Source organism: Ancylobacter dichloromethanicus (assembly GCF_018390645.1).
GTDB lineage: Bacteria > Pseudomonadota > Alphaproteobacteria > Rhizobiales > Xanthobacteraceae > Ancylobacter > Ancylobacter dichloromethanicus.
In genome coordinates this window covers 480,580-504,648 of the sequence record NZ_JAHBGC010000020.1, presented here as the reverse complement: position 1 = coordinate 504,648, position 24,069 = coordinate 480,580, and the positions used below count along the sequence as shown (strand labels likewise).

Here is a 24,069-nt window from a genome sequence, read left to right as displayed (position 1 = left end):
CGCGACTCCGTGAAATTGACCGCGACATCGAGCCCTCGGCAGGGCGGGCTCCGCGACGGCGGTCCTTGCCCGAGGGCGCCTCACTTCACGTCGTAGAGCTGGAACGGCATCGGAAACATATCGAGGCGCAGCCGCTCGGTTTCCACCAGCCAGGCGAACAGCAGCACGATCACCGCCGCCACCACCGTCGTCACCAGCGCCTTGCGCAGCAGCAGCGGGCGCTGGGGAGCGCCCGGCTCTGTGCCGTCCTCGACCACCCCATCCTCATGCTGGGAGCGCACGCCGAAGGGCAGCACGGCGAAGATCACCACCCACCAGACGATGAAGTAGATCGCGATATAAGTGGTGACGCCCATTGTGCCGCCTCACGCCTGTTCCAGTTCGACAAGGGTGCCGAGAAAGTCCTTCGGGTGAAGGAACAGCACCGGCTTGCCATGGGCGCCGATGCGCGGCTCCCCCGAGCCCAGCACTCGCGCCCCCGCCGCCACCAGGCGGTCGCGCGCCGCCAGTATGTCCTCCACCTCATAGCAGAGATGGTGCACGCCGCCCTCGGGATTGCGCTCCAGGAACCTGGCGATGGGCGAGGCCTCGCCGAGCGCGCCGAGCAACTCGATCTTGGTGTTGGGCAGCGTGACGAAGACCGTGTTCACGCCATGCTCGGGCTGGGGCGCGATGCCGGAGACATCGCCACCGAGCGTGTCGCGATAAACCGCGATCGCGGCGTCGAGGTCCGGCACGGCGATGGCGACGTGGTTCAGACGACCGATCATGCGAGCACCCTTCCCCCTTGCCGCCCTGCCCGCCTCGGGCGGCGAGACCCGAGGCGTCCGGCGGCGGCGCCGATGGAGCCCGCCACCGGGTCAACGGGCCCTCACCCTTCGCCCGGGCCGGCTCCCGTCCCGCACGTCATACCGTGATCACCAGCACATGGCAGAGTGGCTTCTTGCCCCACGCCGCATTGATCTGACCGCGCACCGCCCGCGTGACCGATTCCGCAACCGCGTCCGGGTCGCGGCGGCGCCCCTTGGGCAGGCCGTCGAGGCAGTTCAGCACCGCGTCCTCCACCACCTCGTCGAGCGGCGTGCCGCCGATGCCAAGGCGGGGCAGGCCCGACAGGTCGATCATCGGATCGCCGACCACGTCGCCCTTCGACGACATGGCGATGGCCACCGAGACCAGCCCGCTGAAGGAGAGGCGCCGGCGCTCGGCGATGGCGGGGTCTTCCGCGCCGATCAGGACATGCCCGTCCTTGTAGAGGCGGCCGGAAGGAATCTCCTCGATCACCTCGGCGCCCAGCGAGGGATCGGCACTGATGAGGCGCACGACGTCGCCATCCACCAGCCGGATCACCTCGCGCACGCCCATGCGGCGGGCAAGCTCGGCATGCTCCGACAGATGCAGCGGTTCACCATGCACCGGCACCGACACCTGCGGGCGCAGCCATTTGTACATCTGCTCCATCTCGCCGCGGCGCGGATGGCCGGAGACATGCACCAGCCCGTCGCGATCGGTGATGACCTTCACCCCCTGCAGCACCAGCGCGTTGATGATGCGGTTCACCGGCCGCTCATTGCCGGGAATGGTGCGCGAGGAGAAGATGACATGGTCGCCCGGCGACAGCGCGATGTCGGGGTGGTCGTCATCGGCGATGCGCGCCAGTGCCGCGCGCGGCTCGCCCTGGCTGCCGGTGAGGATCGCCACCACCTTGTCGCGCGGCAGGAACCCGTAGGCATCGACGGGGCGGAACGGCGGCAGCCCGTCGAGCATGTGCTGCTCGCGCGCCACCCCGATCACCCGCTCCATGGCGCGGCCGACCAGCACGACCTCCCGGCCGGTCTTCACCGCCGCCTCGGCGATGGAGCGGATCCGGGCCACATTGGAGGCGAAGGTCGTCACCGCCACGCGGTGCGGCGCGGCCGCGATCAGTTCCGTCAGCGTGCCCTGAACGTCGATTTCGGAAGGGGAGATGCCGTCACGAATAGCGTTGGTGGAATCGCAGATGATCGCCCGCACGCCCTCATCGCCCAGCGCCGAGAAGCGGGCCGGATCGGTGACGTTGCCGACCACCGGGGTCGGGTCGATCTTCCAGTCGCCAGTGTGCACCACCAGCCCGAGCGGGGTACGGATGGCAAGCGAATGGCTGTCGGGAATCGAATGCGCAACCGGCACGAACTCGACGTCGAACGGCCCGATGTTGGTGCGCCCGCCGGTGGGAACGATGTGGAACGGAATCTTCGGCGCCCCCGGCTCGCCCAACCGCCGCGCCTCGGCCAGCGCATGGGTAAACGGGGTCGTGTAGACCGTGCAGCCGAGCCGCGGCCACAGGTCCACCAGCGCCCCGACATGGTCCTCATGGCCATGGGTGATGACAAGCCCGACAAGATTGCCGGCATCCGCCTCGCCTTCGAGGAAGGAGATATCGGGCATGATGATGTCGATACCGGGCACCTCCGGTGGCGCGAAGGAGATGCCGAGATCGACCGCGAGCCATTTGCGCCGGTTGCGTGGCCCCAGGCCATACAGCCCGAGATTCATCCCGATCTCGCCGACCCCACCGAGGGGAGCGAAGACCAGTTCGTCCGGCCACTTGCTCACATTCCTGCCTTTCACACTGGCGCGGCCGACGTGGGAAACACGTCGCCTGCACTGATTGTCTCGCGCACGCCGTCCGCCCGGCGCAGCACCATGGCGCCCGACGCGTCGAGCGCCTCGAATACTCCCTCGACCTCGCGGCCGCCAGTCCGCACCGTCACGGCCCGGCCAAGCCCGGAGGCCACGCGCAGCCAGGCCTCGCGCGTGACCGCAAAACCCGCCCCGCCCGCCCACTCGGCGAGCCGCGCCCGCATCGCCGCATCGAGGGCGGCGAGCATGGCCGGCGGCTCGGTAGGATAACCGGCGGCCGCAAGATCCGTCGTCGGGTACGGCGTGCCCTCGGGATGGTGCGCGCAATTGACCCCGAAACCAATCACTGTCGCCGGCCGGCCGCCCGGCGTCAGCGTCCCCTCCAGCAGGATGCCGGCGAGCTTGGCCCGGTCGATCATCACGTCGTTCGGCCATTTCAGGTCGATGCGCAACGGGTCGATGCCGGTGACGGCCCGCACCGCGTCGTAGAGCGCAAGCGCCGCCACGAAGCAGAGTTCGGGCTGGTTCGCCGCCGGCCCGGCGTCGGCAAGAAGCAGCGAGGCGTAGAGATTTCCCGGCTCGGACGTCCAGGGCCGGCCACGCCGGCCGCGCCCGCCGGTCTGCCGACCGGCGACGAACCAGCGCGGTGCGATCCCGCCGGCCTGGGCGAGGGCTTCCTGATTGGTCGAGCCGACAGTGTCGAAACGGACGACCGGCGTCGCCACCGGCGGGAGCGCCATTCTCAGAAGAGCGCCCGCGCCGCCACGCCCGCCGCCGCGATCAGCGGCGCCGGATAGACGAAGAACAGCAGGGTGAACAGGCCGGACACCGCCAGCACGGCGCGCAGTTCCGACGGCATCGGCTCGAACGCCGCCGCCGGCTCGTCGAAATACATGATCTTGACGATGCGCAGATAGTAGAACGCGCCAACCACGCTGGTCAGCACGCCGATCACCGCGAGAGCATAGAGCCCGGCCTCAATGGCAGCGAGGAACACGTAGTATTTGGCGAGGAAGCCCGCGAGCGGGGGAATGCCGGCCAGCGAGAACATCAGCACCGCCAGCATGAACGCCTTCACCGGATTGGTGTGGGCGAGGCCGGCGAGCTCCTCGTAGTTCTCGACGATGCCGTCCTTGCGCCGCATCGACAGGATGCAGGCGAAGGCGCCGAGCGTCATCGCCAGATAGATCGACATGTAGACCAGCACGCCCTCGACGCCCTGCTCGGTGCCGGCGGCGAGGCCGACCAGCGCGAAGCCCATATGGCCGATCGAGGAATAGGCCATCAGGCGCTTGAAGTTGCGCTGGCCGATCGCGCCGAACGAGCCCAGCGCCATCGAGGCGATGGAGACGAAGACGATGATCTGCTGCCACTGATGGGTGACATTGGGCAGCGCTTCCATGGCGAAACGCACGAACACCGCCATCGCCGCCACCTTCGGCGCCGAGGCGAAGAACGCTGTCACCGGCGCCGGCGCGCCCTCATAGACGTCCGGGGTCCACATGTGGAACGGCACCGCCGAGACCTTGAAGCACAGGCCGGCGAAGGTGAACACGATGCCGAAGATCAGGCCGAGCGACGGCTCGCGGGCGGCCTCCGCGATCTGCGCGAAATTCACCGAACCGGTGAAGCCGTAAATCAGCGAGGCGCCATAGAGGAACATGCCCGACGACAGCGCGCCGAGCACGAAATACTTCAGGCCGGCTTCGGTCGAGCGCACGGAATCGCGGTTGTTGGCCGCGATCACGTACAGCGCCAGGCTCATCAGTTCGAGCCCCATATAGAGCGCGATCAGGTCGCCGGCCGAGATCAGCATCATCATGCCGAGCGTCGAGAGCAGCACCAGAATGGCGTATTCGAAGCGGGCCTGCTTCTCCGCCTTCAGCCAGTCGACCGACATCGCCAGCGTGCCGCCGGCGCCGAGCAACGCCAGTACCTTCATGAAGCGGGCGAACTCGTCGACCTGGAAGGCGCCATTGAACAATGTCGCGTTGCTGGGGCCGAGCAGCACCAGCACCAGCGCCGCGAACAGGGCGGCGAGCGCCAGCCCGTTCACCGTGTCGGTCGATTTCGGACCGCCGAAGGCACCGAGCATGAGCAGCCCGATGGCGGCGGCGGCCAGCAGCAATTCGGGCAGCGCGGGGCCGAGCGCGGCGAGGGTGAGGGTCATTGCAGGGGCTCCGCGATGGTCATGTATCGGATCAAGGCAGCACCAGCGCGGCGGCCCGGATGGCGCCGGCCGCGACATCGGCGCGGGCGACGATCGCGTTCACCGCGACGTTGCAGGCGTCGAGGATCGGCTGCGGCCAGACGCCGAACAGGATGGTGAAGAACAGCAGCGGGACCAGGGTCGCCAGTTCGCGCGCGTTGACGTCGCGCAGCCCCTTGAGGCTTTCCTTCTCCAGCGCGCCGAAGATGACCCGGCGGTAGAGCCAGAGCGCATAGGCAGCGGACAGGATGACGCCCGTGGTGGCGAAGACGGCGACCCAGGTGTTACGCCCGAAGGCGGCCAACAGGGTGAGGAACTCGCCGACGAAGCCCGACGTGCCCGGCAGGCCGACATTGGCCATGGTGAACACCATGAACAGCGTGGCGTAGACCGGCATGCGGAAGACGAGGCCGCCATAGGCAGCGATCTCACGGGTGTGCATGCGGTCGTAGAGCACGCCGACGCACAGGAATAGCGCGCCCGACACGAAGCCATGGCTGACCATCTGGAACACCGCGCCCTGGATGCCTTCCTGGGTCAGGGTGAAGATGCCCATCGTCACATAGCCCATATGGGCGACGGAGGAATAGGCGATCAGCTTCTTCATGTCCTCCTGCCGGAGCGCAACCAGCGAGGTGTAGATGATCGCGATCACCGAGAGGGTGAAGACGAAGGGCGCGAAATAGGCCGAGGCGTCCGGGAACATGGGCAGCGAGAAGCGCAGCAGGCCGTAGCCACCCATCTTCAGCATGATCGCCGCCAGGATGACCGAGCCCGCCGTCGGCGCCTCGACATGCGCGTCAGGCAGCCAGGTATGCACCGGCCACATCGGCATCTTCACCGCGAAGGAGGCGAAGAAGGCGATCCATAGCCAGTACTGCATGCCCTCCGGGAAATCGTGCTTCAGCAGCACGGCGATGTCGGTGGTGCCCGCCTGCCAGTAGATGGCCATGATGGCGAGCATCATCAGCACCGAACCGGCCAGCGTGTAGAGGAAGAACTTGAAGGCCGCGTAGACCTTCCGCCCGTGCCCCCAGATACCGATGATGAGGAACATCGGGATCAGGCCGCCCTCGAAGAAGAAGTAGAACAGCAGCAGGTCGAGGACGGAGAAGGTGCCGATCATCAGCGTTTCGAGCACCAGGAAGCAGATCATGTACTCCTTGACGCGGTGCTGGATCGCCTCCCAGCTGGCGAGGATGCACATCGGCATCAGCAGCGTCGTCAGCAGCACGAAAGGCAGCGAGATGCCGTCGACGCCCATCCGATAGGCGGCGACGCTGCCGAGCCAGGGATGATACTCGACGAACTGGAAGTCCTGGTTCGACGGGTCGAAGCCGAACAGCAGCAGCAGGGAGATGATGAAGGTTACGAGGGTCGCCCACAGCGCCACCCAGCGGGCGTTGCGCTTGGCCACCTCGTCGTCGCCGCGGATCATCAGCACGATCAGCAGTGCACCGACCAGCGGCAGGAAGGTGACGACGGAGAGAATGGGCCAGTCGTACATCAGTGCGCGCCCCCGAACATGAACCAGGTGATGAAGGCTGCGACACCCACCAGCATCACGAACGCGTAGTGGTAGAGATAGCCGGTCTGCAGTCGCACGACCCGGTTGGTGACGTCGATGACCCGCGCCGAGACGCCGTTCGGGCCGTAGCCGTCGATGACCCGCACGTCACCCTGCTTCCACAGGAAATTGCCGAGCCACAAAGTCGGGCGCACGAACAGGAAGTCGTAGATCTCGTCGAAGTACCACTTGTTGAGCAGGAAGCGGTACAAGACATCGTTCTGCTTCGCCAGCGCCTTCGGCACCGCCGTGTTGGCCACGTACATCCAGTAGGCGAACAGGAAGCCGATCGCCATCATCACCGTCGGCGCCCATTTGGCCCAGAACGGGATGTGGTGCATCTCTTCGAGGATCTCGTTCTCCGGCCCCATGAAGATCGCCGTACGGAAGAACTGATCCACGTCGTGCCCGACGAAGTAGGGATAGAGGATCATGCCGGCGAAGAGCGCGCCGAGCGACAGCACGCCGAGCGGGATCAGCATGGTCAGCGGCGATTCGTGCGCGTGGTCATAGGTGTGGTGATCCGCGCGGGTCTCGCCGTGGAAGGTCATGAACATCTGCCGCCAGGTGTAGAAGGCGGTGAGCGCCGCCGCCGCCACCGTCATCACCCAGGCATAAGTGGCGAAGGGGCTGTGGCTGACAAAGGCGGTCTCGATGATCGCGTCCTTCGAATAGTAGCCGGCGGTGAAGGGGAAGCCGGTCAGCGCCAGGCCACCGATCATCATGGTGGCGTAGGTGAAGGGGATCTTCCGCCACAGGCCGCCCATGTGGCGCATGTCCTGCTCATGGTGCATGGCGGTAATGACCGAGCCGGCCGCCAGGAACAGCAGGGCCTTGAAGAAGCCATGGGTCAGCAGGTGGAACACGCCGACCGAATAGGCGCCGGTACCGAGCGCGGTGAACATGTAGCCGAGCTGCGAGCAGGTCGAGTAGGCGATCACGCGCTTGATGTCGTTCTGCACGCAGCCGATCGTCGCCGCGAAGAAGGCGGTCGAGGCACCGACGAACAGCACCACGTTGAGCGCGATCGGCGAGAGCTCGAACAGCGGCGACATGCGCGCCACCATGAACACGCCCGCGGTCACCATGGTCGCGGCGTGGATGAGCGCCGAGACCGGTGTCGGGCCTTCCATCGCGTCCGGCAGCCAGGTGTGCAGGCCGAGCTGGGCCGACTTGCCCATCGCACCGATGAACAGCAGCAGGCAGATGACGGTCGGCGCGTGCCACTCATGGCCGAGGAACAGGATGTTCTTGTCCATCAGCGCGGGCGCCGCGGCGAAGACCTGTTCGAAGGCCACCGAGCCGGTCATCAGGTAGATGGCGAAGATGCCGAGCGCGAAGCCGAAATCGCCGACGCGGTTGACGATGAAGGCCTTCATCGCCGCAGCGCAGGCCGACGGCTTGTCGTACCAGAAGCCGATCAGCAGATAGGAGGCGAGACCCACGCCCTCCCAGCCGAAGAACAACTGCACGAGGTTGTCGCTCGTCACCAGCGTCAGCATGGCGAAGGTGAACAGCGAGAGATAGGCGAAGAAGCGCGGCCGGCTCGGATCCTCGTGCATGTACCCCATGGAGTAGAGGTGCACGAGCGAGGACACCGTCGTGACGAGGATCAGCATCACCGCGGTAAGCGTGTCGACGCGGATCGCCCAGGTGACGTCGAGCTTGCCCGCCGCCATCCAGGTGAACAGTTCGACCGTGCCGTCATGGCCGCCGAAGGCGGTCTGGAAGAACACGATCCACGCGAAGAAGGCGGAGATGAAAAGCAGCCCGGTCGTGACCAGCTCCGAGGCGCGTGCGCCGATCAGACGGCCGAACAGGCCGGCGATGAGGAAGCCGACAAGGGGGAGGAAGACGATCGCCTGGTACATGAATGCCCGCTCAGCCCTTCATGGTGTTGATGTCCTCGACGGCGATCGACCCGCGATTGCGGTAGAACACCACGAGGATGGCGAGACCGATGGCGGCCTCGGCGGCGGCGACCGTCAGCACGAACAGCGCGAAGACCTGTCCGACGATGTTGCCGAGGAAGACCGAGAAGGCGACGAGGTTGATGTTCACCGCCAGCAGGATGAGTTCGACCGACATCAGGATGACGATGACGTTCTTCCGGTTGAGGAAGATGCCGAGCGTGCCGAGCGTGAACAGGATCGCCGCGACGGTCAGGTAGTGCGGAAGGCCGATCACCATGCTCAGAGCCCCTTGCCGGAAGGCACCTTGACGACGTCGATCGCCATCGCCTTGGTGCGCGCGTTCTGGACCGGGATACTCTGGCGCTTGACGTTCTCCTTGTGGCGGAGCGTCAGCACGATGGCACCGATCATGGCGACCAGCAGGATGAAGCCGGACGCCTGGAAGAAGTAGACGTAGTCGGTATAGAGCACCCGGCCGATCGCCACCGCGTTCGACACCTCGGGAACCGCGGAAGTGACCGCCCCGGTAACACCCTCGCCGAAGGTCCACGAGCCGACCACCAGCACCAGCTCGGCAAGGAAAACCAGTCCGACCAGCGCGCCCACCGGCAGATATTGCAGGAAGCCCTGGCGCAGCTCGACGAAGTCGACGTCGAGCATCATCACCACGAACAGGAACAGCACCGCCACCGCGCCGACATAGACCACGATGAGCAGCATCGCGATGTACTCGGCGCCGATCAGGATGAACAGGCCGGAGGCGTTGACGAAGGTCAGGATCAGGAACAGCACCGAATGAACCGGGTTCCGCGACGCGATGACCATGAACGCCGACGCCACGGCGACCCCGGCGAAGAGATAGAAGAACAGCGCGGCGAGGCTCATGCCCGGCACCCCCCAGTCGTTCCCGCGCGCGTCTTTTCGACCTGCGCGTCGCAATGGGCCTTTGCGGCCCGTATCGTTTCGGTCTTCACGTCCCGTTCCCCCGCGCGCTCAACGATACGGCGCGTCTAGCGCCATGTTGCGCGCGATCTCGCGCTCCCAGCGGTCGCCATTCGCGAGCAGCTTGGCCTTGTCGTAATAGAGTTCCTCGCGCGTCTCGGTGGCGAACTCGAAATTCGGCCCCTCGACGATGGCGTCCACCGGGCAGGCTTCCTGGCAGAAGCCGCAATAGATGCACTTCACCATGTCGATGTCGTAACGCGTCGTGCGGCGGGTGCCGTCATTGCGGCGCGGGCCGGCCTCGATGGTGATCGCCTGCGCCGGGCAGATCGCCTCGCACAGCTTGCACGCGATGCAGCGCTCCTCGCCGTTCGGGTAGCGGCGCAGCGCGTGCTCACCACGAAAGCGCGGGCTGACCGGCCCCTTCTCGAACGGGTAGTTCAGCGTTGCCTTCGGCTTGAAGAAATAGCGCATCGCCAGGAAGAACGCCGAGACGAACTCGGTGAGCAGCAGCTGGCGTGCGGCCAGATCCAATCTCATATCGCCCTCCTCATTCGGCCATCGCCGCGGCAAGGCCGAAGCCCACCAGCGGCATCGAAACGGCGAAGACGCGAATCACGGTCTTCCACCACGAAATCACCCCCACAAGCTGATCCGGGCTCAGCTTGCGGGCCTCCTTGGAACCGCGGATCGACGTTTCGACGACCCCCGGCAGAATGAACCATTCGAGTGCGCCGAAGATCGCACCCGCCAGCGCGCCGACCCAGCCGACGGCGGAGGCTTCCATCAGGGCGCCGAGCGTGCCCTCATCCATCTCATCCTCCCGCGCCCGCCAGACCGCTGAAGTGCAGGACCGACGCCACGATCACCACCATCGCCAGCGAGATCGGCAGGAACACCTTCCAGCCCAGCCGCATCAGCTGGTCGTAGCGGTAGCGCGGGACCATCGCCTTCACCATGGCGAACATGAAGAAGACCAGCAGAACCTTGAGCAGGAACCAGATGATTCCCGGCACCCAGGTGAAGGGCGCGACCGGCACCGGCGGCAGCCAGCCGCCCAGGAACAGCAGCGTGGTCAGCGCGCACATGGTCATGATCGCCACATACTCGCCGAGCATGAACATCATGTACGGGGTGGAGCCGTACTCCACCATGAAGCCGGCCACCAGCTCCGATTCCGCCTCGCCGAGATCGAAGGGCGGACGGTTGGTCTCGGCCAGCGCCGAGATGAAGAAGATCACGAACATCGGGAACAGCGGCAGCCAGTACCAGCCGAGCAGGCCCCACTGGCTGTTCTGCGCCTCGACGATCGCGGTCAGGTTCAGCGAGCCGGCGCACAGCAGCACGGTGACAATGACGAAGCCGATCGAGACTTCGTAGGACACCATCTGCGCCGCCGCGCGCAGCGCCGACAGGAACGGGTATTTCGAGTTCGACGCCCAGCCGGCCATGATGGTGCCGTACACGCTGAGCGACGAGATGGCGAAGATGTAGAGCACGCCGACATTGATGTCGGCCACCACCCAGCCGGCGTCGATCGGCACCACCGCCCAGGCGGCGAGCGCCAGCAGGCAGGTGACGAAGGGCGCGAGCAGGAACACGCCCTTGTTCGAACCGTCGGGGATCACCGGCTCCTTCAGCACGAACTTGATCAGGTCGGCGAAGGACTGGAACAGGCCGAACGGCCCGACCACGTTGGGGCCGCGACGCAGCTGCACCGCCGCCCAGATCTTGCGGTCGGCGAGCAGCACATAGGCGACGATGATCAGCAGCCCGACCAGCAGCGCGAGGCTCTGGGCGACGATGATGAGCACCTGGATCAGCGTGTCGAACCAGCTAGTTTCGGTCATGTACTCCCTCCCCTCACTCGGCCGCCGCCGCGTGGCGGCTGGACGCGAGCGCGGAGCATTCGGCCATCACGGCGGAGGCGCGGGCGATCGGATTGGTGAGGTAGAAATCGGTCACGGCAGCCTTGAACGGCCCGCTTGCCGGGGCCCCCCCGGAGGCCGCCAAAGCGAGCACCGGGGCCGGATCGGCCGGCGCGACATGGTCGATCCGGGCGAGGTGCGGATGGGCCGCATAGAGCGCGGCGCGCAGCTGCGACAGGCTGTCAAAGGGCAGGCGATGACCGACAACATCGGACAATGCCCGCAGCACCGCCCAATCCTCACGCGCCTCGCCGGGCGGGAAGGCGGCGCGGTTGGCGATCTGCGCCCGTCCTTCCGTGTTCACATAGGTGCCGGATTTCTCGGTATAGGCGGCGCCCGGCAAGATGACATCGGCGCGGTGCGCGCCGCGGTCCCCATGGGTGCCGAGATAGACCACGAAGGCGCCGGGAGCGATGTCGATCTCATCTGCGCCAAGCGCGAACAGCACGTCGACGCCGCCGGCATCGGTCATCGCCACCGCGTCGAGACCGCCCTCCCCCGGTACCGCGCCAATGTCGAGCGCACCGACGCGGGACGCCGCATTATGCAGCACCGAGAAGCCGTTCCAGCCTTCCTTCACCGCGCCGACGGCCTCCGCCAGCCGCGCCGCCAGCGCCAGCACCGCCGCGCCGTCCGGACGGGCGAGCGCGCCCTGCCCGATCAGGATCAGCGGCCGCTGGGCGCCCTTCAGCGTCTCGGCGAAGCTGCCGTTGCCGACGAGGTCGGCCAGCGTGTCGGAGCCGGCACCGAGATATTCATAGGGATAGGTCAGGTCGACATGCTCGCCGATCAGGCCGATGGGGAAGCCCCCCTGCAGCCAGCGCTTGCGGATGCGCGCGTTCAGCACGCTCGCCTCAAGCCGCGGATTGGCGCCGACGATCAGCAGCGCGTCCGCCTGTTCGATCCCCGCAATGGAGGCGTTGAACAGATAGCTGGCGCGGCCGAGCGCGGGGTCGATCCTGGCCCCATCCTGGCGGCAGTCGATGTTGGGCGAGCCGAGCGCAGTCAGGAGGGACTTGAGCGCGAAGGCCTCCTCGACCGAAGCGAGGTCGCCGACCAGCCCGCCGATGCGGTTGCCCGGCACACCCTTCACCTTCTCGGCGATGGCGGCGAAGGCCTGTGGCCAGCTCGCCGGCGTCAGCTTGCCGCCGACGCGCACATAGGGGCGGTCGAGCCGCTGGGTCTTCAGCCCGTCCCAGATGTAGCGGGTCTTGTCGGAGATCCACTCCTCGTTCACGCCCTCATTGAGGCGCGGGAGGACGCGCATGACCTCGCGGCCGCGCGTGTCGACGCGGATATTGGAGCCGACCGCGTCCATCACGTCGATGGATTCGGTCTTGGACAGTTCCCACGGCCGGGCATGGTAGGCATAGGGGCGCTGGGTCAGCGCGCCGACCGGGCAAAGGTCGGCGACATTTCCCTGCAGCTCGGAAGACAGCGCGGCTTCGAGATAGGTGGTGATCTCCATGTCCTCGCCGCGCCCGATGGCGCCGAGCTCGGCCACACCCGCCACCTCGGTGGTGAAGCGCACGCAGCGGGTGCACTGGATGCAGCGGGTCATCGAGGTCTTGATCAGCGGGCCTATATACTTGTCCTCGACCGCGCGCTTGTTCTCGGCATAGCGGGACGTGTCCACGCCATAGGCCATGGCCTGGTCCTGCAGGTCGCACTCGCCGCCCTGGTCGCAGATCGGGCAGTCGAGCGGGTGGTTGATGAGCAGGAACTCCATCACCCCTTCGCGCGCCTTCTTCACCATCGGGCTCTTGGTGAGCACGACGGGCGGCTCGCCATTGGGGCCGGGGCGCAGGTCGCGCACATTCATGGCGCAGCTCGCCGTCGGCTTGGGCGGTCCACCCTTCACCTCGACGAGGCACATGCGGCAATTGCCGGCGATGGACAGCCGCTCGTGGAAGCAGAAGCGCGGGATTTCCGCCCCCGCCGCCTCGCAGGCCTGGAGCAGCGTGAACTCCGGCGGAACATCCAGCTCGATGTCGTCGACGATGATCTTGGCCATGATGCTCTCTTACTCCGCCGCCACCGGCACCGGGTCGGAATGCGGGTTCGCCGAATACTGGTCGATCCGCTTTTCGATCTCGGGACGGAAATGCCGGATCAGCCCCTGCACCGGCCACGCCGCGGCATCGCCGAGCGCACAGATGGTGTGGCCCTCGACCTGCGTCGTGACCTGCAGCAGCAGGTCGATCTCGCGTTTCTGGGCGCGGCCCTCGACCATGCGGTCGAGCACGCGCCACATCCAGCCCGTGCCCTCGCGGCAGGGCGTGCACTGGCCGCAGCTCTCGTGCCGGAAGAAATAGGAGATGCGGGCGATGGCCCTCACCACGTCGGTGGACTTGTCCATCACCAGCACGCCGGCGGTGCCGAAGCTCGACTTCACCGCCCGGCAGCCGTCGAAGTCCATGATCAGGTCTTCGCACTGGTCGGCCGGGATGATCGGGCAGGAGGCGCCGCCGGGGATGATGGCGAGGAGATTGTCCCAGCCGCCGCGAATGCCGCCGCCATGCTTCTCGATCAATTCCTTGAACGGGATGCTCATCGCCTCTTCGACGACGCAGGGCGTGTTCACATGGCCGGAGATGCCATAGAGCTTGGTGCCGACATTGTTGGGCCGGCCGATGGACGAGAACCACGACGCGCCGCGCCGCAGGATGGTGGGCGCCACGGCGATGGATTCGACGTTGTTCACCGTCGTCGGGCAGCCATAGAGGCCGACATTGGCCGGGAAAGGCGGCTTCAGCCGCGGCTGGCCCTTCTTGCCCTCCAGGCTTTCCAGCAGCGCGGTCTCCTCGCCGCAGATATAGGCGCCGGCGCCATGGTGGACATAGATGTCCATGTCCCAGCCATGCACGTTGTTCTTGCCGATCAGCCGGGCCTCATAGGCCTGATCGACCGCCGCCTGCAGGTGCTCGCGCTCCTGGATGAACTCGCCGCGCACATAGATGTAGGCGGTGTGGGCGCCCATGGCGAAGCCGGCGATCAGGCAGCCCTCGACCAGATGGTGCGGATCGTGGCGCAGGATCTCGCGGTCCTTGCAGGTGCCCGGCTCGGATTCGTCGGCGTTGACGACCAGATAATGCGGGCGCCCGTCATTGTTCTTGGGCATGAACGACCATTTCAGGCCGGTCGGGAAGCCGGCGCCGCCGCGCCCGCGCAGGCCCGAGGCCTTCATATGCTCGATGATGAAGTCGCGTCCGGCATCGAGGAACAGCTTGGTGCCGTCCCACGAGCCGCGCTTCAGCGCGCCCTGCAGGCCCCAATCATGGTGGCCGTAGATATTGGTGAAGATGCGATCCTTGTCGGCAAGCATGGTTCGCTCCTCATTCCGCCTTAGGGTCCGCCGCCTTGCCGCCGGGCGGCGGGGCGACGGGCTTCTTCGGCTTCTCCTTGTCGGCCTCGCCGGCGGCCTCGACCGCCTTGGCCGGCGGCGGCGCGGCCGGTGCCGGGTCGCTTTTCGGCGGAGCGGGCGGTGCCGCGGCGGCGGCGGCCGGCGGCGCGGCGGATGGGGCGGCATCGCCATTGGCCTTGGCGGCGATCGCCTCACGGGCAAGCGCGAGGCCCGCGCCCTGCCCGACCGTCGAGCCATCGAACAGTTCCGGCGCCGTCAGCACCCGCAGCCCGGTGACGGGGGCGGAGGTGTGGCGGCCATTCTGCGGGCCGGGAACCGGGTGCTCGCCGCGCTCGAAGGCATCGAGGATCTTCTCCAGATCCTCCGGCGTCAGGTCTTCATACACGTCCTTCCACACCTGGATCATCGGCGCGTTCACGCAGGTGCCGGCGCATTCGACCTCCTCCCACGAGAGATCGCCGCTCGCCGAGAGGTGGAACGGCTCCTCGTGGATGCGGCTCTTGCACACCTTCATCAGGTCACCGGCGCCGCGCAGCATGCAGGGCGTGGTGCCGCACACCTGGATGTGCGCCCGCTTGCCGACCGGCTGGAGCTGGAACTGGGTGTAGAAGGTGGCGACCTCATAGACGCGGATCGGCGCCATGCCCAGCATGTCGCCGACAAGGCGCATCGCCGGCTCCGACAGCCAGCCGCCGGCCTGCTCCTGCGCCCGCATGAGCAGCGGAATCACCGCGCTGGCCTGCCGGCCGGGCGGAAATTTCGCGATGGTCTTCTCGGCCCATGCGAGGTTCTCAGCCGTGAAAGCGAAGCTCTCGGGCTGGACCTCTCTTGGCGCAAGCCTACGGACAGACATGCCGTACCCTTCCGATCGAACCGCGTCCCCTGGGGATCAGCGGTCCACTTCACCGAACACGATATCCAGCGACCCGAGGATCGCCGAAATGTCCGCGAGCATGTAGCCGCGGCACAGGAAATCCATCGCCTGGAGATGCGCGAAACCGGGCGCGCGGATCTTGCAGCGATAGGGCTTGTTGGTGCCGTCGGCGACGAGATAGACGCCGAACTCGCCCTTGGGGGCCTCCACCGCGGCATAGACTTCGCCGGCCGGAACGTGGAAGCCTTCCGTGTAGAGCTTGAAATGGTGGATCAGCGCTTCCATCGAGCGCTTCATCTCACCCCGCTTGGGCGGCACGATCTTGTTGTCGACCGCCGAAACCGGACCGGGCTCGCGCAGCAGGCGCTCGCAGCACTGGCGCATGATCTCGGCCGACTGCCGCATCTCTTCCATGCGGATGCAGTAACGGTCGTAATTGTCGCAGTTCTTGCCGATCGGAATATCGAATTCCATCTCGTCATAGCACTCGTAGGGCTGCGACCGGCGCAGGTCCCACGCCGCCCCCGAACCGCGCACCATGACGCCGGAGAAACCCCAGGCGAAGGCGTCCTCGAGCGAGACGATGCCGATGTCGACATTGCGCTGCTTGAAGATGCGGTTGTCGGTGAGCAGGCCTTCGAGATCGTCCATGAACGCGGGGAAGGTCCGCGTCCAGGCGAGAATGTCCTCGACCAGTTGGCGCGGCAAGTCCTGGTGGACACCGCCGGGCCGGAAATAGGCGGCGTGCATGCGCGAGCCGGAGGCGCGCTCATAGAACACCATCAGCTTCTCGCGCTCCTCGAAGCCCCACAGCGGCGGGGTGAGCGCGCCGACGTCGAGCGCCTGCGTGGTCACGTTCAGCATGTGGGAGAGGATGCGCCCGATCTCGGAATAGAGCACGCGGATCAACTGGCCGCGCCGCGGCACCTCGATGTCGAGCAGCCGCTCCACAGCAAGGCAGAAGGCGTGCTCCTGGTTCATCGGCGCGACATAGTCGAGCCGGTCAAAATAGGGCACGGCCTGCAGATAGGTCTTGGCCTCGATCAGCTTCTCGGTGCCGCGGTGGAGCAAGCCGATATGCGGGTCGACGCGCTCGACGATTTCGCCGTCGAGTTCAAGGATGAGGCGCAGCACGCCATGCGCCGCCGGGTGCTGCGGGCCGAAATTGATCTGGAAGTTGCGAACGGCGGGGTCGATCTTGCCGGGTGCGTTCATCGCTCGTACCTCAGCCCGCCTTCGGGGCGGTTGCCTTCTCGTCGCCCGGGAGCACGTATTCCGGCCCCTCCCACGGCGACAGGAAGTCGAAGTTACGGAACTCCTGGGCGAGCTTCACCGGCTCGTAGACCACGCGCTTGCGCTCGTCGTCATAACGCACCTCGACGAAGCCGGTGGTCGGGAAGTCCTTGCGCAGCGGATAGCCGTCGAAGCCGTAGTCGGTGAGGAGCCGGCGCAGCTCCGGATGGCCGGAGAACAGGATACCGTACATGTCGAACGCCTCGCGCTCGAACCACAAGGCACCCGCGAACACGCCCGTGGCGGACGCCACCGGCGTCGTCTCGTCGGTCTCCACGCGCACCCGGACGCGGGCGTTCAGCGTCGGCGACAGCAGGTGGTAGACGACGTCGAAGCGCTTCTCGCGCCGGGGCCAGTCGACACCGCAAATGTCGATGAAGCTCACGAAGCGGCAGGACGGGTCGTCGCGCAGGAAGGTCAGCAGCTTGACGACCTCGCTCGCCGACGCCACCAGCGTCAGCTCGCCATAGGCCACGATGACCTCCGCGACCGCGTCGGGAAGGGCTTCCTTCACATGCGCGCCCAGCTCTTTGAGCGTATCGTCCATATCGCTTTGAACCATGTCGCCTCGAACCCTCAGCGCTCGATCGTTCCGGTGCGGCGGATCTTCTTCTGCAGCAGCAGCACGCCGTACAGCAGGGCTTCCGCGGTCGGCGGGCAGCCGGGGATGTAGATGTCCACCGGCACGATGCGGTCGCAGCCGCGCACGACCGAATAGGAATAGTGGTAGTAGCCGCCGCCATTGGCGCAGGAGCCCATCGAGATGACGTAACGTGGCTCCGGCATCTGGTCGTAGACCTTGCGAAGCGCGGGCGCCATCTTGTTGGTCAGCGTGCCGGCAACGATCATCACGTCCGACTGGCGCGGCGACGCGCGGGGCGCGAAGCCGAACCGCTCGACATCGTAGCGCGGCATCGACGTCTGCATCATCTCGACCGCGCAGCAGGCGAGGCCGAAGGTCATCCACATCAGCGAGCCGGTACGGGCCCAGTTGATCAGGTCGTCCGTCGCGGTGACCAGGAAGCCCTTGTCGGCAAGCTCCGCATTCACCTCGACGAAGAACGGATCGGTCGCGCCTACCGGACGGCCGGTATTGGGGTCGATAATGCCCTTGGCCGCCGGGGCGACGAGAGGGCTATTCGCGCTCAATCCCATTCGAGCGCTCCCTTCTTCCACTCATAAACGAAACCGACGGTCAGCACGCCGAGGAACACCATCATCGACCAGAAGCCGAAATTGCCCAGTTCCCCGAACGTAATCGCCCAAGGAAACAGAAACGCGACCTCAAGGTCGAAAATGATGAACAGGATGGCAACCAGATAGAAGCGGACATCGAACTTCATGCGCGCATCGTCGAACGCATTGAAGCCACATTCGTAGGCCGACATCTTCTCCGGATCGGGTCGGCTGAAGGCCACCAGAAATGGCGCGACCAGAAGCGCAATGCCGATGACCGCCGAAACACCGATAAAGATCACGACGGGCAGATAATCCTGAAGCAGGCTGCTCATGGATGGTCTCCTCCCTCGCCAGGACAGGTCATCGGGCGTGCGATCGCAGTTGCGAAATATTCAAAGCACGCGGCAGGCTTATCGCACCACCCTGACTGAGGCAAGGGCATCCGCCGCCAATCGCGCAGGTCTGGTATACAGAATTCACAGCTTGCGGGCGAGGGTTGCACCCGCTGGGGCACTGTGCCGCCAAGACGCGTAAATTGACGCCAGACAATGCGATTTCACGCCTGTTTGACGACCGGCGCCCTGCCCCACGTCGATCGTGTCGGTCCCCGCCCGGCGGACACGCGCGTGGTAGCGGGTTCGGGGAGCCCGTTTGCGGTGTGATCCGCCGCCGGCGGGAGCGCTCCCGGCGGCGGCTTGGTTTCGGCCTGCACTGCGGCCGCGCCACAGGGCGTGGGACACTGCGTCCCCGGCCCTGGCGCGCGGGTGCCGTCAGCGCCGGCACCAGATTTCGGCGTCGATCTGGCCGGCAAGCTCCGGCATGGTGGCGGCGGTGAAGACCGGCTTCTTGCCGGCGCGGCGCTGCTCCAGATAGTCGCGCGTCAACCGCGCGACCAGGCCCGAGAGCAGGACGATTGCGATCAGGTTCACCGTCGCCATCAGCCCCATCGAGGCATCGGCCGCATTGAACACCGTCGCCACCGATTCGTGGGCCCCCCAGATCACCATGGCGAGCACGCCCACACGGAGCACCGCCCGCCCTGTATGTCCTCCGACACCGAGATAGACCAGCGCCCCCTCGGCATAGGAGTAGTTGCCGATGATGGAGGTGAAGGCGAAAAAGAAGATCGCCACAGCGATGAAATAGGGGCCGATCCAGCCGATGTGGTGGTTCATCGCCGCCTGCGTGAGCTGCGTGCCGGTGAGGCCCGAGCCGGGCTCCAGCAAGCCCGAGAGCAGGATGAGCAACGCCGTTGCGGTGCAGATGAGGATGGTGTCGATGAATACACCCAGCGCCTGCACGAATCCCTGGCTCGCCGGATGATGCGGATCGGGCGTGGCGACGGCGGCGATGTTCGGCGCGGACCCCATGCCGGCCTCGTTGGAGAACAGGCCGCGTTTCACCCCGTTGAGCATCGCCGCGGCGACCGAGCCGGCGACGCCGCCGGCGGCCGGTGCGAAGCCGAAGGCGCTGGCGATGATCAGCGAGAACAGGCCGGGGACCTCGCCGATATTCATCGCCACCGCGAACAGAGCCATGCCGAGATAGCCGACCGCCATGAACGGAACCACGATTTCGGCGACACGGGCGATGGTGGCGATGCCACCGAAGATGATCACCCCGGTCATGATGGCGAGCACCAGCCCGCTGCCCAGCTTGGGGATGCCGAAAGCACCTTCCATGGCGTCGGCGATGGAATTGGCCTGCACCGCGTTGAAGACGAGGCCGAAAGAGAGGATCAGGCAGACCGAGAATACCGAGCCGGCCCAGGGGGCCTTGAGGCCCTTCGCCATGTAGAAGGCCGGGCCGCCGCGATAATGGCCGTCTTCGTCCTTGATCTTGTAGAGTTGGGCCAGGGTGCTTTCGGCATAGGCGGTGGCCATGCCGAGCGCGGCCACCACCCACATCCAGAAAATGGCTCCCGGCCCGCCGAGATAGAGCGCCACCGCCACGCCGGCGATGTTGCCGGTGCCAACGCGCGAGGCCAGGCTGGTGCAGAGCGCCTGGAAGGGCGTGATACCGGCGCGGTCGGCCTCGCTCGCGCCCAGGATCGAGCGGATCATCTCGGGGAAATGGACGATCTGAAGGAACTTCAGCCGGACGGTGAAATAGATTCCCACCGCCAGCAGGCCATAGATCAGCACATAGCCCCAGAAGACCGTGTTCAGAAAATCGATGATCGTGTCCATGGCCGCCCCGCGTTGAATCCTCACGCCCGATCATAGAGCGCGGATACCACGCGACACGACGGGTCATTCAGATGTCACACAGGCATTTTCCGTTCCAGAGCACGGCGGTACCCGGCCGGAGGTGACCAGGGCTATGCCAAAGCGCCCGGAATACCGGATGCCAAGCGATCGGGGAATCGATACGCCGGCCGACGCCGCGCGGCGGACATGCGCTGGGGGGACGCTTGGCGCGAGCGACAGGCGGCGACGCTGGCGCGACGATGGGGACGGGCCGGCGCTATTCCATGATCTGCGGCGTGCCGCAATTGGGCGGAGCGCAGTCGGGAAGCTTGATCTGCGCGTCCTTGCCTTCCGGCGGCGGCCCGGGCAGCGGCACCAGTTCACCGGTCTGCGGCTGCGGCGCGTCCGGCCCGAGGCTGTCGACAAAGGGACCGGGAGATGGCTGGGATGGCGCGCCGGGCGGCGGATTCAGCCCATCTTGCGCGAGCCCCGGCGTTGCCGGCGCGGCCAGCAGCAGGACACACGCCAGAACGCCGGCAAACGGAACTGTTTTCATCACACGCCCTCTCCCTGCCCGAGCAAGGGGGATTTCTAGCAGGCCGTGCGCCCGCGCAAAAGCCGTAGAAACCCGAAACCGGCCGGCTCGCCAGAGGCCATGAGGTCCAGGGACCGCTCCGCCCTCAGGCGTGGCCGCCGCGCAACATGCCGGATGGCGATGCTGCGGCACCCCCGCCGGAGAAGCGCCCCCTGGCCTCGCGGCGGCATGCCAACCCCGCCCACGTCAGGTTAGGGCGTCAGGACGCCAGTTCGGACAGAACGATATCCGCTCTCGCCTGAACGCCAAGCTTGGGAAGCAAACGAATCCGGTAGCCGAGCGTGCGATAGGCCGCCATCAGGCGGTCGAATTCGGCCACGGCGTCGAAGTACCCATGTCTGCGCTCGGGATCGCCGGCAAAAATCTCGCGCCAGGGCGGCACCATGAACACAAGCGGATGGTAGCGGCAGCTATCGGCGCACGTCCGAAGCGCCGGTCGCTGCGCAAAATGCTCCAGCGCTGCGGCGGCATCGATCAATCCGCGGTCGAAGAACACCCGCCCGGGTACCCGCACCGCAGCCAGATAGTCCTTTCTGGCCAGATCCTGCGCCCGGCTGGCGAAGGCGATCATGTCGACCCAGGGCAAGGCGACACCGCCTTCCGCCAGTTGCTCCCTCACGACCCGGCGCCCCGGCTCATCCACCACCGCATGGCCACGGACGCGCAGTTCCTCCAGCAAGGCGGACTTGCCGCCGCCGGAGCAGCCGGAGATCACCACAAGCTGGTTCATCGCACTCCCTCTGCGGGATCATCCATCGTGGTGGACGCGCGCACAGTGAGCGGAGTTCCCTCGCATCCTGCCCGGCCCGGCAGGCGGGCGACAGCGACAGATCAGGAATGGCCGGCCCGAAACGCGCGAAGAGGGGGAGAGTCGGGCAACGCGCCGAAAAAGAGCAAGTCGGTAGCCCACGGACATCCAGCCCGTTACGTGGCGGACGAAACCCTGGGAAACGTGGCCGATCCGCTGAACTGGATGGCGGGAGTGACGGGGCTCGAACCCGCGACCTCCGGCGTGACAGGCCCACTGGAACCTCAGCATCTGCAACGGGTGCTCCAACTCGGGAGGCGCCGCAAAGCGTTGAAGACGGCAACGTAGTTGGAACGCCCCCTCGCCCACCGAATCGCAGACCAAGAACGCGAAACCCCGCGGCCGGTGGCTCGGCGCGCGGGGTCGATGCGAAGAACATTGGGCAGGAGAAGCGTAGAGAAACTAATCGAACTAACGACTTTTCGCAAGCTCCGCTTATTGGCGTGTATGACGGCCGCCACCGCATCGGCTCCGTCGTACAGCTCTCCGAGCGCAGATTCGCCGCTCTCGGTCTCGACGGCGCCGACCTCGGCCGCTTCGGCACGATCAAGGCCGCGTCCCGCGCCATCCCGGGAGGTGCGGCATGACCCACCGGAAATACTCCCAATGGATCGTCTCTGTCGTCGCTGCACCTGACCTCTCCGCAGAGACGAAGATCGTTGCAGTGCGGCTCGCGCTGTGGCGTGAAGGCGGCTGGGCGAACCCCTCGCTCGACGTCATCGCCAACGCCGTGGCCTTGGAGCCCAAGGCGGCAGAGGGGGCTATTGCCGCCCTTGAGGCGGCCGGATGGCTCGGGCGAAAGTTCCGCGGCACCGGCAAGCACGCCACCATCTACACGCTCCTCTTCGACCACGTGAGCGAAGACGAGGCTCCCGGTTCCAGCGCTGACCAACCGCCCGATCGTGGCCATGTGGCGATCCACCACTATGATGGCACCGACTTCGGCGCCGAGGATCGATACCTCGTTGTCCTGGTCGCGCCGGACGGCCGCTGGTGGCCCCGTGGCCGATACCTGAGGCAACGGCAGAACGCCGCCGACGAGGCGCAGGGCCTCGCCATCATGCGGGAACTGCGGTTCGAGCCGACGCCGATCAAGGCTGGCACTTGGTCGGGGACTGCCGCGACGTGCTGGCTACTGGGGGGCGAAGAATGATCGCCGCCTCTCGAGAACATCACCTTCCCGCCGCCGTGATCGATTCCCGGCTCCACGATGCCGCGACTGTCGCGGCAGCCGCGCGCGTCGTGCCGGACGACGCCAAACGGCTGACAGTCGGCGGGGCCCAGCTCGGGTATCGCCGCAAGGCCAGCCGCGGCGGCGGCTTCGTACTCGCCTCCCGCCGGCTGCACGAAGTCGAACGGATCATCATGTTGCGGCATGGCGGGCCCGTCGACACTGACGATGCGGAATCCTACTTCGACGTCGTCCTGCATTGCTTGCTCCCCCGCGAGCTTCAACGAGCAGCCGGTCGGCCGGATCCCGTCGGGCTGGTAATCGCTGGTGTCGCGACCTGGTGCAGCCGCTGGCTGCCGGGCCTCCCTCGATACGAGATTACCTTGGCGATCGAGGCGGCAATCGCCGAACCCAAGTTTTTCCGTGCGGATACCGCGGCGCGAATGCTGCGTCTTCGGATGTCCGAGAGGCTGGCTGCCGACGTTACGACCATTGGCGCCATCGATGCCGACGCCGGAGAGCGCGCCCGCCTGAGCAAGGAACGCCAAGCAGCCCGTTCCAAAGCGCGGCGGGCAGAAGCCCGCGCCGCCGGCGAGGTCAAGCCCAGGGCCGAGTATGAGGCTGGATCGGTCGCGGCCGAATGCCGGCGGCTCGGCATCTCGAGAGCCGCCTTTTACAAGAGGCGAAAACGCGCTGCTGAGGTGGCGGCTGAAGCCGCCCTCCACGAGCCAAAAGCCGAGGTTAAGGCGCCGGTTTGCACGTCCCTTTTGAGCAAGAAAGTAAGCGGAGCTTCGCTTCGCGTCGCGAACGGCACCTGCAAACCACAAGTGGCCGCCCCTGCTTCGATCGCTGCCACCGTCACCAAGGTCATACCGCGCGACGGAGGCGCCTCCCGGCGCCGCGCCGCCAGAACCGACCGAGATCATCGCCCACCGGAGGGAGCACAAGTGACCGACAGCAGGACCAAAGCGGCGTTCCCGCCGCGGACGAAGGTGCCGTACAAGTCAAAAACCGTCGCCGCCCGCGAGATCATCAACAAGCATCTAGTCCGCAGCGGGCGACCGCCGATCCCGGATGAGGTTTCTGACCGAACGTTCGCTGTCGCGTTGGACGCGATGGAATTGGCGACCGTCGCCGTGCTCGGCGGCATGTGGAGCTACAAGGGCTCGCCTATCACTGATCGCTACGACCCAGGCTCGGCCCTCGAGAGATTTGAAACAAACGGGTTTCTTAATAGCATCGCCCTGATTCTCAAGCAGGCAGACAGCGACGCTCGCCGGGCAAAGCAGCCGCCTCGGTCCGTGTTCCCGCCTGCGGCTCCGGTCACCGGCGAGGGCGCGAGCCCGACCGTCACCAGCACCGAGGGGGCAGAGTGATGCCGAAGGGCAACACCACGGCGGCAGGGTCCTTCCCGG

Annotated in this window: 24 protein-coding genes; 2 read left to right on the top strand and 22 right to left on the bottom strand. The window is 66.4% G+C overall.

Annotated features, from left to right (window positions below):
- Window positions 1-80: 80 nt before the first annotated feature.
- The 22 genes from KHC23_RS11090 to KHC23_RS10985 form a co-directional block, all read right to left on the bottom strand.
- Window positions 81-356, bottom strand: a complete 276-nt coding sequence (locus KHC23_RS11090) for a DUF1467 family protein (protein ID WP_213372430.1) — start codon at window positions 354-356, stop codon at window positions 81-83.
- Window positions 357-365: 9 nt separating this feature from the next.
- Window positions 366-770, bottom strand: coding sequence for a methylmalonyl-CoA epimerase (gene mce / locus KHC23_RS11085; RefSeq protein WP_213372428.1), 405 nt, complete (start codon window positions 768-770; stop codon window positions 366-368).
- Window positions 771-906: 136 nt separating this feature from the next.
- Window positions 907-2,535, bottom strand: a complete 1,629-nt coding sequence (locus KHC23_RS11080; RefSeq protein WP_246544576.1) for a ribonuclease J — start codon at window positions 2,533-2,535, stop codon at window positions 907-909.
- Between the two features lie 71 nt (window positions 2,536-2,606).
- On the bottom strand, window positions 2,607-3,362 hold the full coding sequence (locus tag KHC23_RS11075) for a biotin--[acetyl-CoA-carboxylase] ligase (RefSeq protein ID WP_213372424.1): 756 nt from the start codon (window positions 3,360-3,362) through the stop codon (window positions 2,607-2,609).
- A gap of 2 nt (window positions 3,363-3,364) precedes the next feature.
- A complete protein-coding gene (gene nuoN, locus KHC23_RS11070) occupies window positions 3,365-4,792 on the bottom strand; it encodes an NADH-quinone oxidoreductase subunit NuoN (RefSeq protein ID WP_213372422.1) in 1,428 nt (475 codons plus the stop codon).
- Between the two features lie 31 nt (window positions 4,793-4,823).
- A complete protein-coding gene (locus KHC23_RS11065; RefSeq protein ID WP_213372420.1) occupies window positions 4,824-6,338 on the bottom strand; it encodes an NADH-quinone oxidoreductase subunit M in 1,515 nt (504 codons plus the stop codon).
- Window positions 6,338-8,269 (bottom strand): NADH-quinone oxidoreductase subunit L, encoded by a 1,932-nt coding sequence (gene nuoL, locus KHC23_RS11060; RefSeq protein ID WP_213372418.1) that lies wholly within the window; start codon window positions 8,267-8,269, stop codon window positions 6,338-6,340. The genes KHC23_RS11065 and nuoL overlap by 1 nt, the downstream gene beginning before the upstream one ends.
- 10 nt (window positions 8,270-8,279) lie before the next feature.
- A complete protein-coding gene (gene nuoK, locus KHC23_RS11055) occupies window positions 8,280-8,588 on the bottom strand; it encodes an NADH-quinone oxidoreductase subunit NuoK (RefSeq protein WP_192638322.1) in 309 nt (102 codons plus the stop codon).
- Window positions 8,589-8,590: 2 nt separating this feature from the next.
- Window positions 8,591-9,196: an NADH-quinone oxidoreductase subunit J gene (locus KHC23_RS11050; protein ID WP_213372416.1), complete on the bottom strand. Its 606-nt coding sequence runs from the start codon at window positions 9,194-9,196 to the stop codon at window positions 8,591-8,593.
- Between the two features lie 108 nt (window positions 9,197-9,304).
- Window positions 9,305-9,793 carry an NADH-quinone oxidoreductase subunit NuoI gene (gene nuoI, locus KHC23_RS11045; RefSeq protein WP_013166662.1) on the bottom strand — a complete coding sequence of 163 codons (489 nt, stop codon included), beginning with the start codon at window positions 9,791-9,793 and terminating at the stop codon, window positions 9,305-9,307.
- Between the two features lie 10 nt (window positions 9,794-9,803).
- Window positions 9,804-10,067, bottom strand: a complete 264-nt coding sequence (locus tag KHC23_RS11040) for a hypothetical protein (RefSeq protein WP_213372414.1) — start codon at window positions 10,065-10,067, stop codon at window positions 9,804-9,806.
- A 1-nt stretch (window position 10,068) separates the two neighbouring features.
- Complete coding sequence (gene nuoH, locus KHC23_RS11035; protein ID WP_213372412.1) at window positions 10,069-11,103, bottom strand: NADH-quinone oxidoreductase subunit NuoH; 1,035 nt, start codon at window positions 11,101-11,103, stop codon at window positions 10,069-10,071.
- A 13-nt stretch (window positions 11,104-11,116) separates the two neighbouring features.
- Window positions 11,117-13,195 carry an NADH-quinone oxidoreductase subunit NuoG gene (gene nuoG, locus KHC23_RS11030; protein WP_213372410.1) on the bottom strand — a complete coding sequence of 693 codons (2,079 nt, stop codon included), beginning with the start codon at window positions 13,193-13,195 and terminating at the stop codon, window positions 11,117-11,119.
- A gap of 9 nt (window positions 13,196-13,204) precedes the next feature.
- Window positions 13,205-14,506 (bottom strand): NADH-quinone oxidoreductase subunit NuoF, encoded by a 1,302-nt coding sequence (gene nuoF, locus KHC23_RS11025; RefSeq protein ID WP_213372408.1) that lies wholly within the window; start codon window positions 14,504-14,506, stop codon window positions 13,205-13,207.
- Between the two features lie 10 nt (window positions 14,507-14,516).
- Window positions 14,517-15,398 (bottom strand): NADH-quinone oxidoreductase subunit NuoE, encoded by an 882-nt coding sequence (nuoE, locus tag KHC23_RS11020; protein WP_213372406.1) that lies wholly within the window; start codon window positions 15,396-15,398, stop codon window positions 14,517-14,519.
- A 36-nt stretch (window positions 15,399-15,434) separates the two neighbouring features.
- The gene (locus tag KHC23_RS11015; RefSeq protein WP_213372404.1) at window positions 15,435-16,634 is read right to left on the bottom strand and encodes an NADH-quinone oxidoreductase subunit D; all 1,200 of its coding nucleotides are present in this window, start codon (window positions 16,632-16,634) and stop codon (window positions 15,435-15,437) included.
- Between the two features lie 10 nt (window positions 16,635-16,644).
- Window positions 16,645-17,259: an NADH-quinone oxidoreductase subunit C gene (locus KHC23_RS11010; protein ID WP_213373213.1), complete on the bottom strand. Its 615-nt coding sequence runs from the start codon at window positions 17,257-17,259 to the stop codon at window positions 16,645-16,647.
- A 29-nt stretch (window positions 17,260-17,288) separates the two neighbouring features.
- Complete coding sequence (locus tag KHC23_RS11005) at window positions 17,289-17,867, bottom strand: NuoB/complex I 20 kDa subunit family protein (RefSeq protein ID WP_213372402.1); 579 nt, start codon at window positions 17,865-17,867, stop codon at window positions 17,289-17,291.
- Window positions 17,858-18,223 carry an NADH-quinone oxidoreductase subunit A gene (locus KHC23_RS11000; RefSeq protein WP_213372400.1) on the bottom strand — a complete coding sequence of 122 codons (366 nt, stop codon included), beginning with the start codon at window positions 18,221-18,223 and terminating at the stop codon, window positions 17,858-17,860. The genes KHC23_RS11005 and KHC23_RS11000 overlap by 10 nt, the downstream gene beginning before the upstream one ends.
- Before the next feature lie 438 nt (window positions 18,224-18,661).
- Window positions 18,662-20,080 carry an alanine/glycine:cation symporter family protein gene (locus KHC23_RS10995; protein WP_213372398.1) on the bottom strand — a complete coding sequence of 473 codons (1,419 nt, stop codon included), beginning with the start codon at window positions 20,078-20,080 and terminating at the stop codon, window positions 18,662-18,664.
- Between the two features lie 277 nt (window positions 20,081-20,357).
- The gene (locus tag KHC23_RS10990; protein ID WP_246544505.1) at window positions 20,358-20,636 is read right to left on the bottom strand and encodes a hypothetical protein; all 279 of its coding nucleotides are present in this window, start codon (window positions 20,634-20,636) and stop codon (window positions 20,358-20,360) included.
- A 238-nt stretch (window positions 20,637-20,874) separates the two neighbouring features.
- The gene (locus KHC23_RS10985; RefSeq protein ID WP_213372394.1) at window positions 20,875-21,405 is read right to left on the bottom strand and encodes an AAA family ATPase; all 531 of its coding nucleotides are present in this window, start codon (window positions 21,403-21,405) and stop codon (window positions 20,875-20,877) included.
- A 661-nt stretch (window positions 21,406-22,066) separates the two neighbouring features.
- Here KHC23_RS10985 and KHC23_RS10980 point away from each other — a divergent pair.
- Window positions 22,067-22,636: a helix-turn-helix domain-containing protein gene (locus tag KHC23_RS10980; protein ID WP_213372392.1), complete on the top strand. Its 570-nt coding sequence runs from the start codon at window positions 22,067-22,069 to the stop codon at window positions 22,634-22,636.
- The gene (locus KHC23_RS10975; RefSeq protein WP_213372390.1) at window positions 22,633-24,030 is read left to right on the top strand and encodes a hypothetical protein; all 1,398 of its coding nucleotides are present in this window, start codon (window positions 22,633-22,635) and stop codon (window positions 24,028-24,030) included. Before KHC23_RS10980 ends, KHC23_RS10975 begins: the two co-directional genes overlap by 4 nt.
- Window positions 24,031-24,069 lie beyond the last annotated feature (39 nt).

Excerpts from the sequence above, each read along its gene's own strand:
- nuoN (WP_213372422.1), bottom strand. The coding sequence starts at position 4,792 with ATGACCCTCACCCTCGCCGCGCTCGGCCCCGCGCTGCCCGAATTGCTG.
- KHC23_RS11090 (WP_213372430.1), bottom strand. The coding sequence starts at position 356 with ATGGGCGTCACCACTTATATCGCGATCTACTTCATCGTCTGGTGGGTG.
- KHC23_RS10975 (WP_213372390.1), top strand. The coding sequence starts at position 22,633 with ATGATCGCCGCCTCTCGAGAACATCACCTTCCCGCCGCCGTGATCGAT.
- KHC23_RS11080 (WP_246544576.1), bottom strand. The coding sequence starts at position 2,535 with ATGAATCTCGGGCTGTATGGCCTGGGGCCACGCAACCGGCGCAAATGG.
- KHC23_RS10995 (WP_213372398.1), bottom strand. The coding sequence starts at position 20,080 with ATGGACACGATCATCGATTTTCTGAACACGGTCTTCTGGGGCTATGTG.
- nuoH (WP_213372412.1), bottom strand. The coding sequence starts at position 11,103 with ATGACCGAAACTAGCTGGTTCGACACGCTGATCCAGGTGCTCATCATC.
- KHC23_RS11000 (WP_213372400.1), bottom strand. The coding sequence starts at position 18,223 with ATGAGCAGCCTGCTTCAGGATTATCTGCCCGTCGTGATCTTTATCGGT.
- KHC23_RS11050 (WP_213372416.1), bottom strand. The coding sequence starts at position 9,196 with ATGAGCCTCGCCGCGCTGTTCTTCTATCTCTTCGCCGGGGTCGCCGTG.
- nuoF (WP_213372408.1), bottom strand. The coding sequence starts at position 14,506 with ATGCTTGCCGACAAGGATCGCATCTTCACCAATATCTACGGCCACCAT.
- KHC23_RS10980 (WP_213372392.1), top strand. The coding sequence starts at position 22,067 with ATGACCCACCGGAAATACTCCCAATGGATCGTCTCTGTCGTCGCTGCA.
- mce (WP_213372428.1), bottom strand. The coding sequence starts at position 770 with ATGATCGGTCGTCTGAACCACGTCGCCATCGCCGTGCCGGACCTCGAC.
- KHC23_RS11075 (WP_213372424.1), bottom strand. The coding sequence starts at position 3,362 with ATGGCGCTCCCGCCGGTGGCGACGCCGGTCGTCCGTTTCGACACTGTC.
- KHC23_RS11065 (WP_213372420.1), bottom strand. The coding sequence starts at position 6,338 with ATGTACGACTGGCCCATTCTCTCCGTCGTCACCTTCCTGCCGCTGGTC.
- KHC23_RS11005 (WP_213372402.1), bottom strand. The coding sequence starts at position 17,867 with ATGGGATTGAGCGCGAATAGCCCTCTCGTCGCCCCGGCGGCCAAGGGC.
- nuoG (WP_213372410.1), bottom strand. The coding sequence starts at position 13,195 with ATGGCCAAGATCATCGTCGACGACATCGAGCTGGATGTTCCGCCGGAG.
- nuoE (WP_213372406.1), bottom strand. The coding sequence starts at position 15,398 with ATGTCTGTCCGTAGGCTTGCGCCAAGAGAGGTCCAGCCCGAGAGCTTC.
- nuoI (WP_013166662.1), bottom strand. The coding sequence starts at position 9,793 with ATGAGATTGGATCTGGCCGCACGCCAGCTGCTGCTCACCGAGTTCGTC.
- KHC23_RS10990 (WP_246544505.1), bottom strand. The coding sequence starts at position 20,636 with ATGAAAACAGTTCCGTTTGCCGGCGTTCTGGCGTGTGTCCTGCTGCTG.
- nuoL (WP_213372418.1), bottom strand. The coding sequence starts at position 8,269 with ATGTACCAGGCGATCGTCTTCCTCCCCCTTGTCGGCTTCCTCATCGCC.
- KHC23_RS11040 (WP_213372414.1), bottom strand. The coding sequence starts at position 10,067 with ATGGATGAGGGCACGCTCGGCGCCCTGATGGAAGCCTCCGCCGTCGGC.
- nuoK (WP_192638322.1), bottom strand. The coding sequence starts at position 8,588 with ATGGTGATCGGCCTTCCGCACTACCTGACCGTCGCGGCGATCCTGTTC.
- KHC23_RS10985 (WP_213372394.1), bottom strand. The coding sequence starts at position 21,405 with ATGAACCAGCTTGTGGTGATCTCCGGCTGCTCCGGCGGCGGCAAGTCC.
- KHC23_RS11015 (WP_213372404.1), bottom strand. The coding sequence starts at position 16,634 with ATGAACGCACCCGGCAAGATCGACCCCGCCGTTCGCAACTTCCAGATC.
- KHC23_RS11010 (WP_213373213.1), bottom strand. The coding sequence starts at position 17,259 with ATGGACGATACGCTCAAAGAGCTGGGCGCGCATGTGAAGGAAGCCCTT.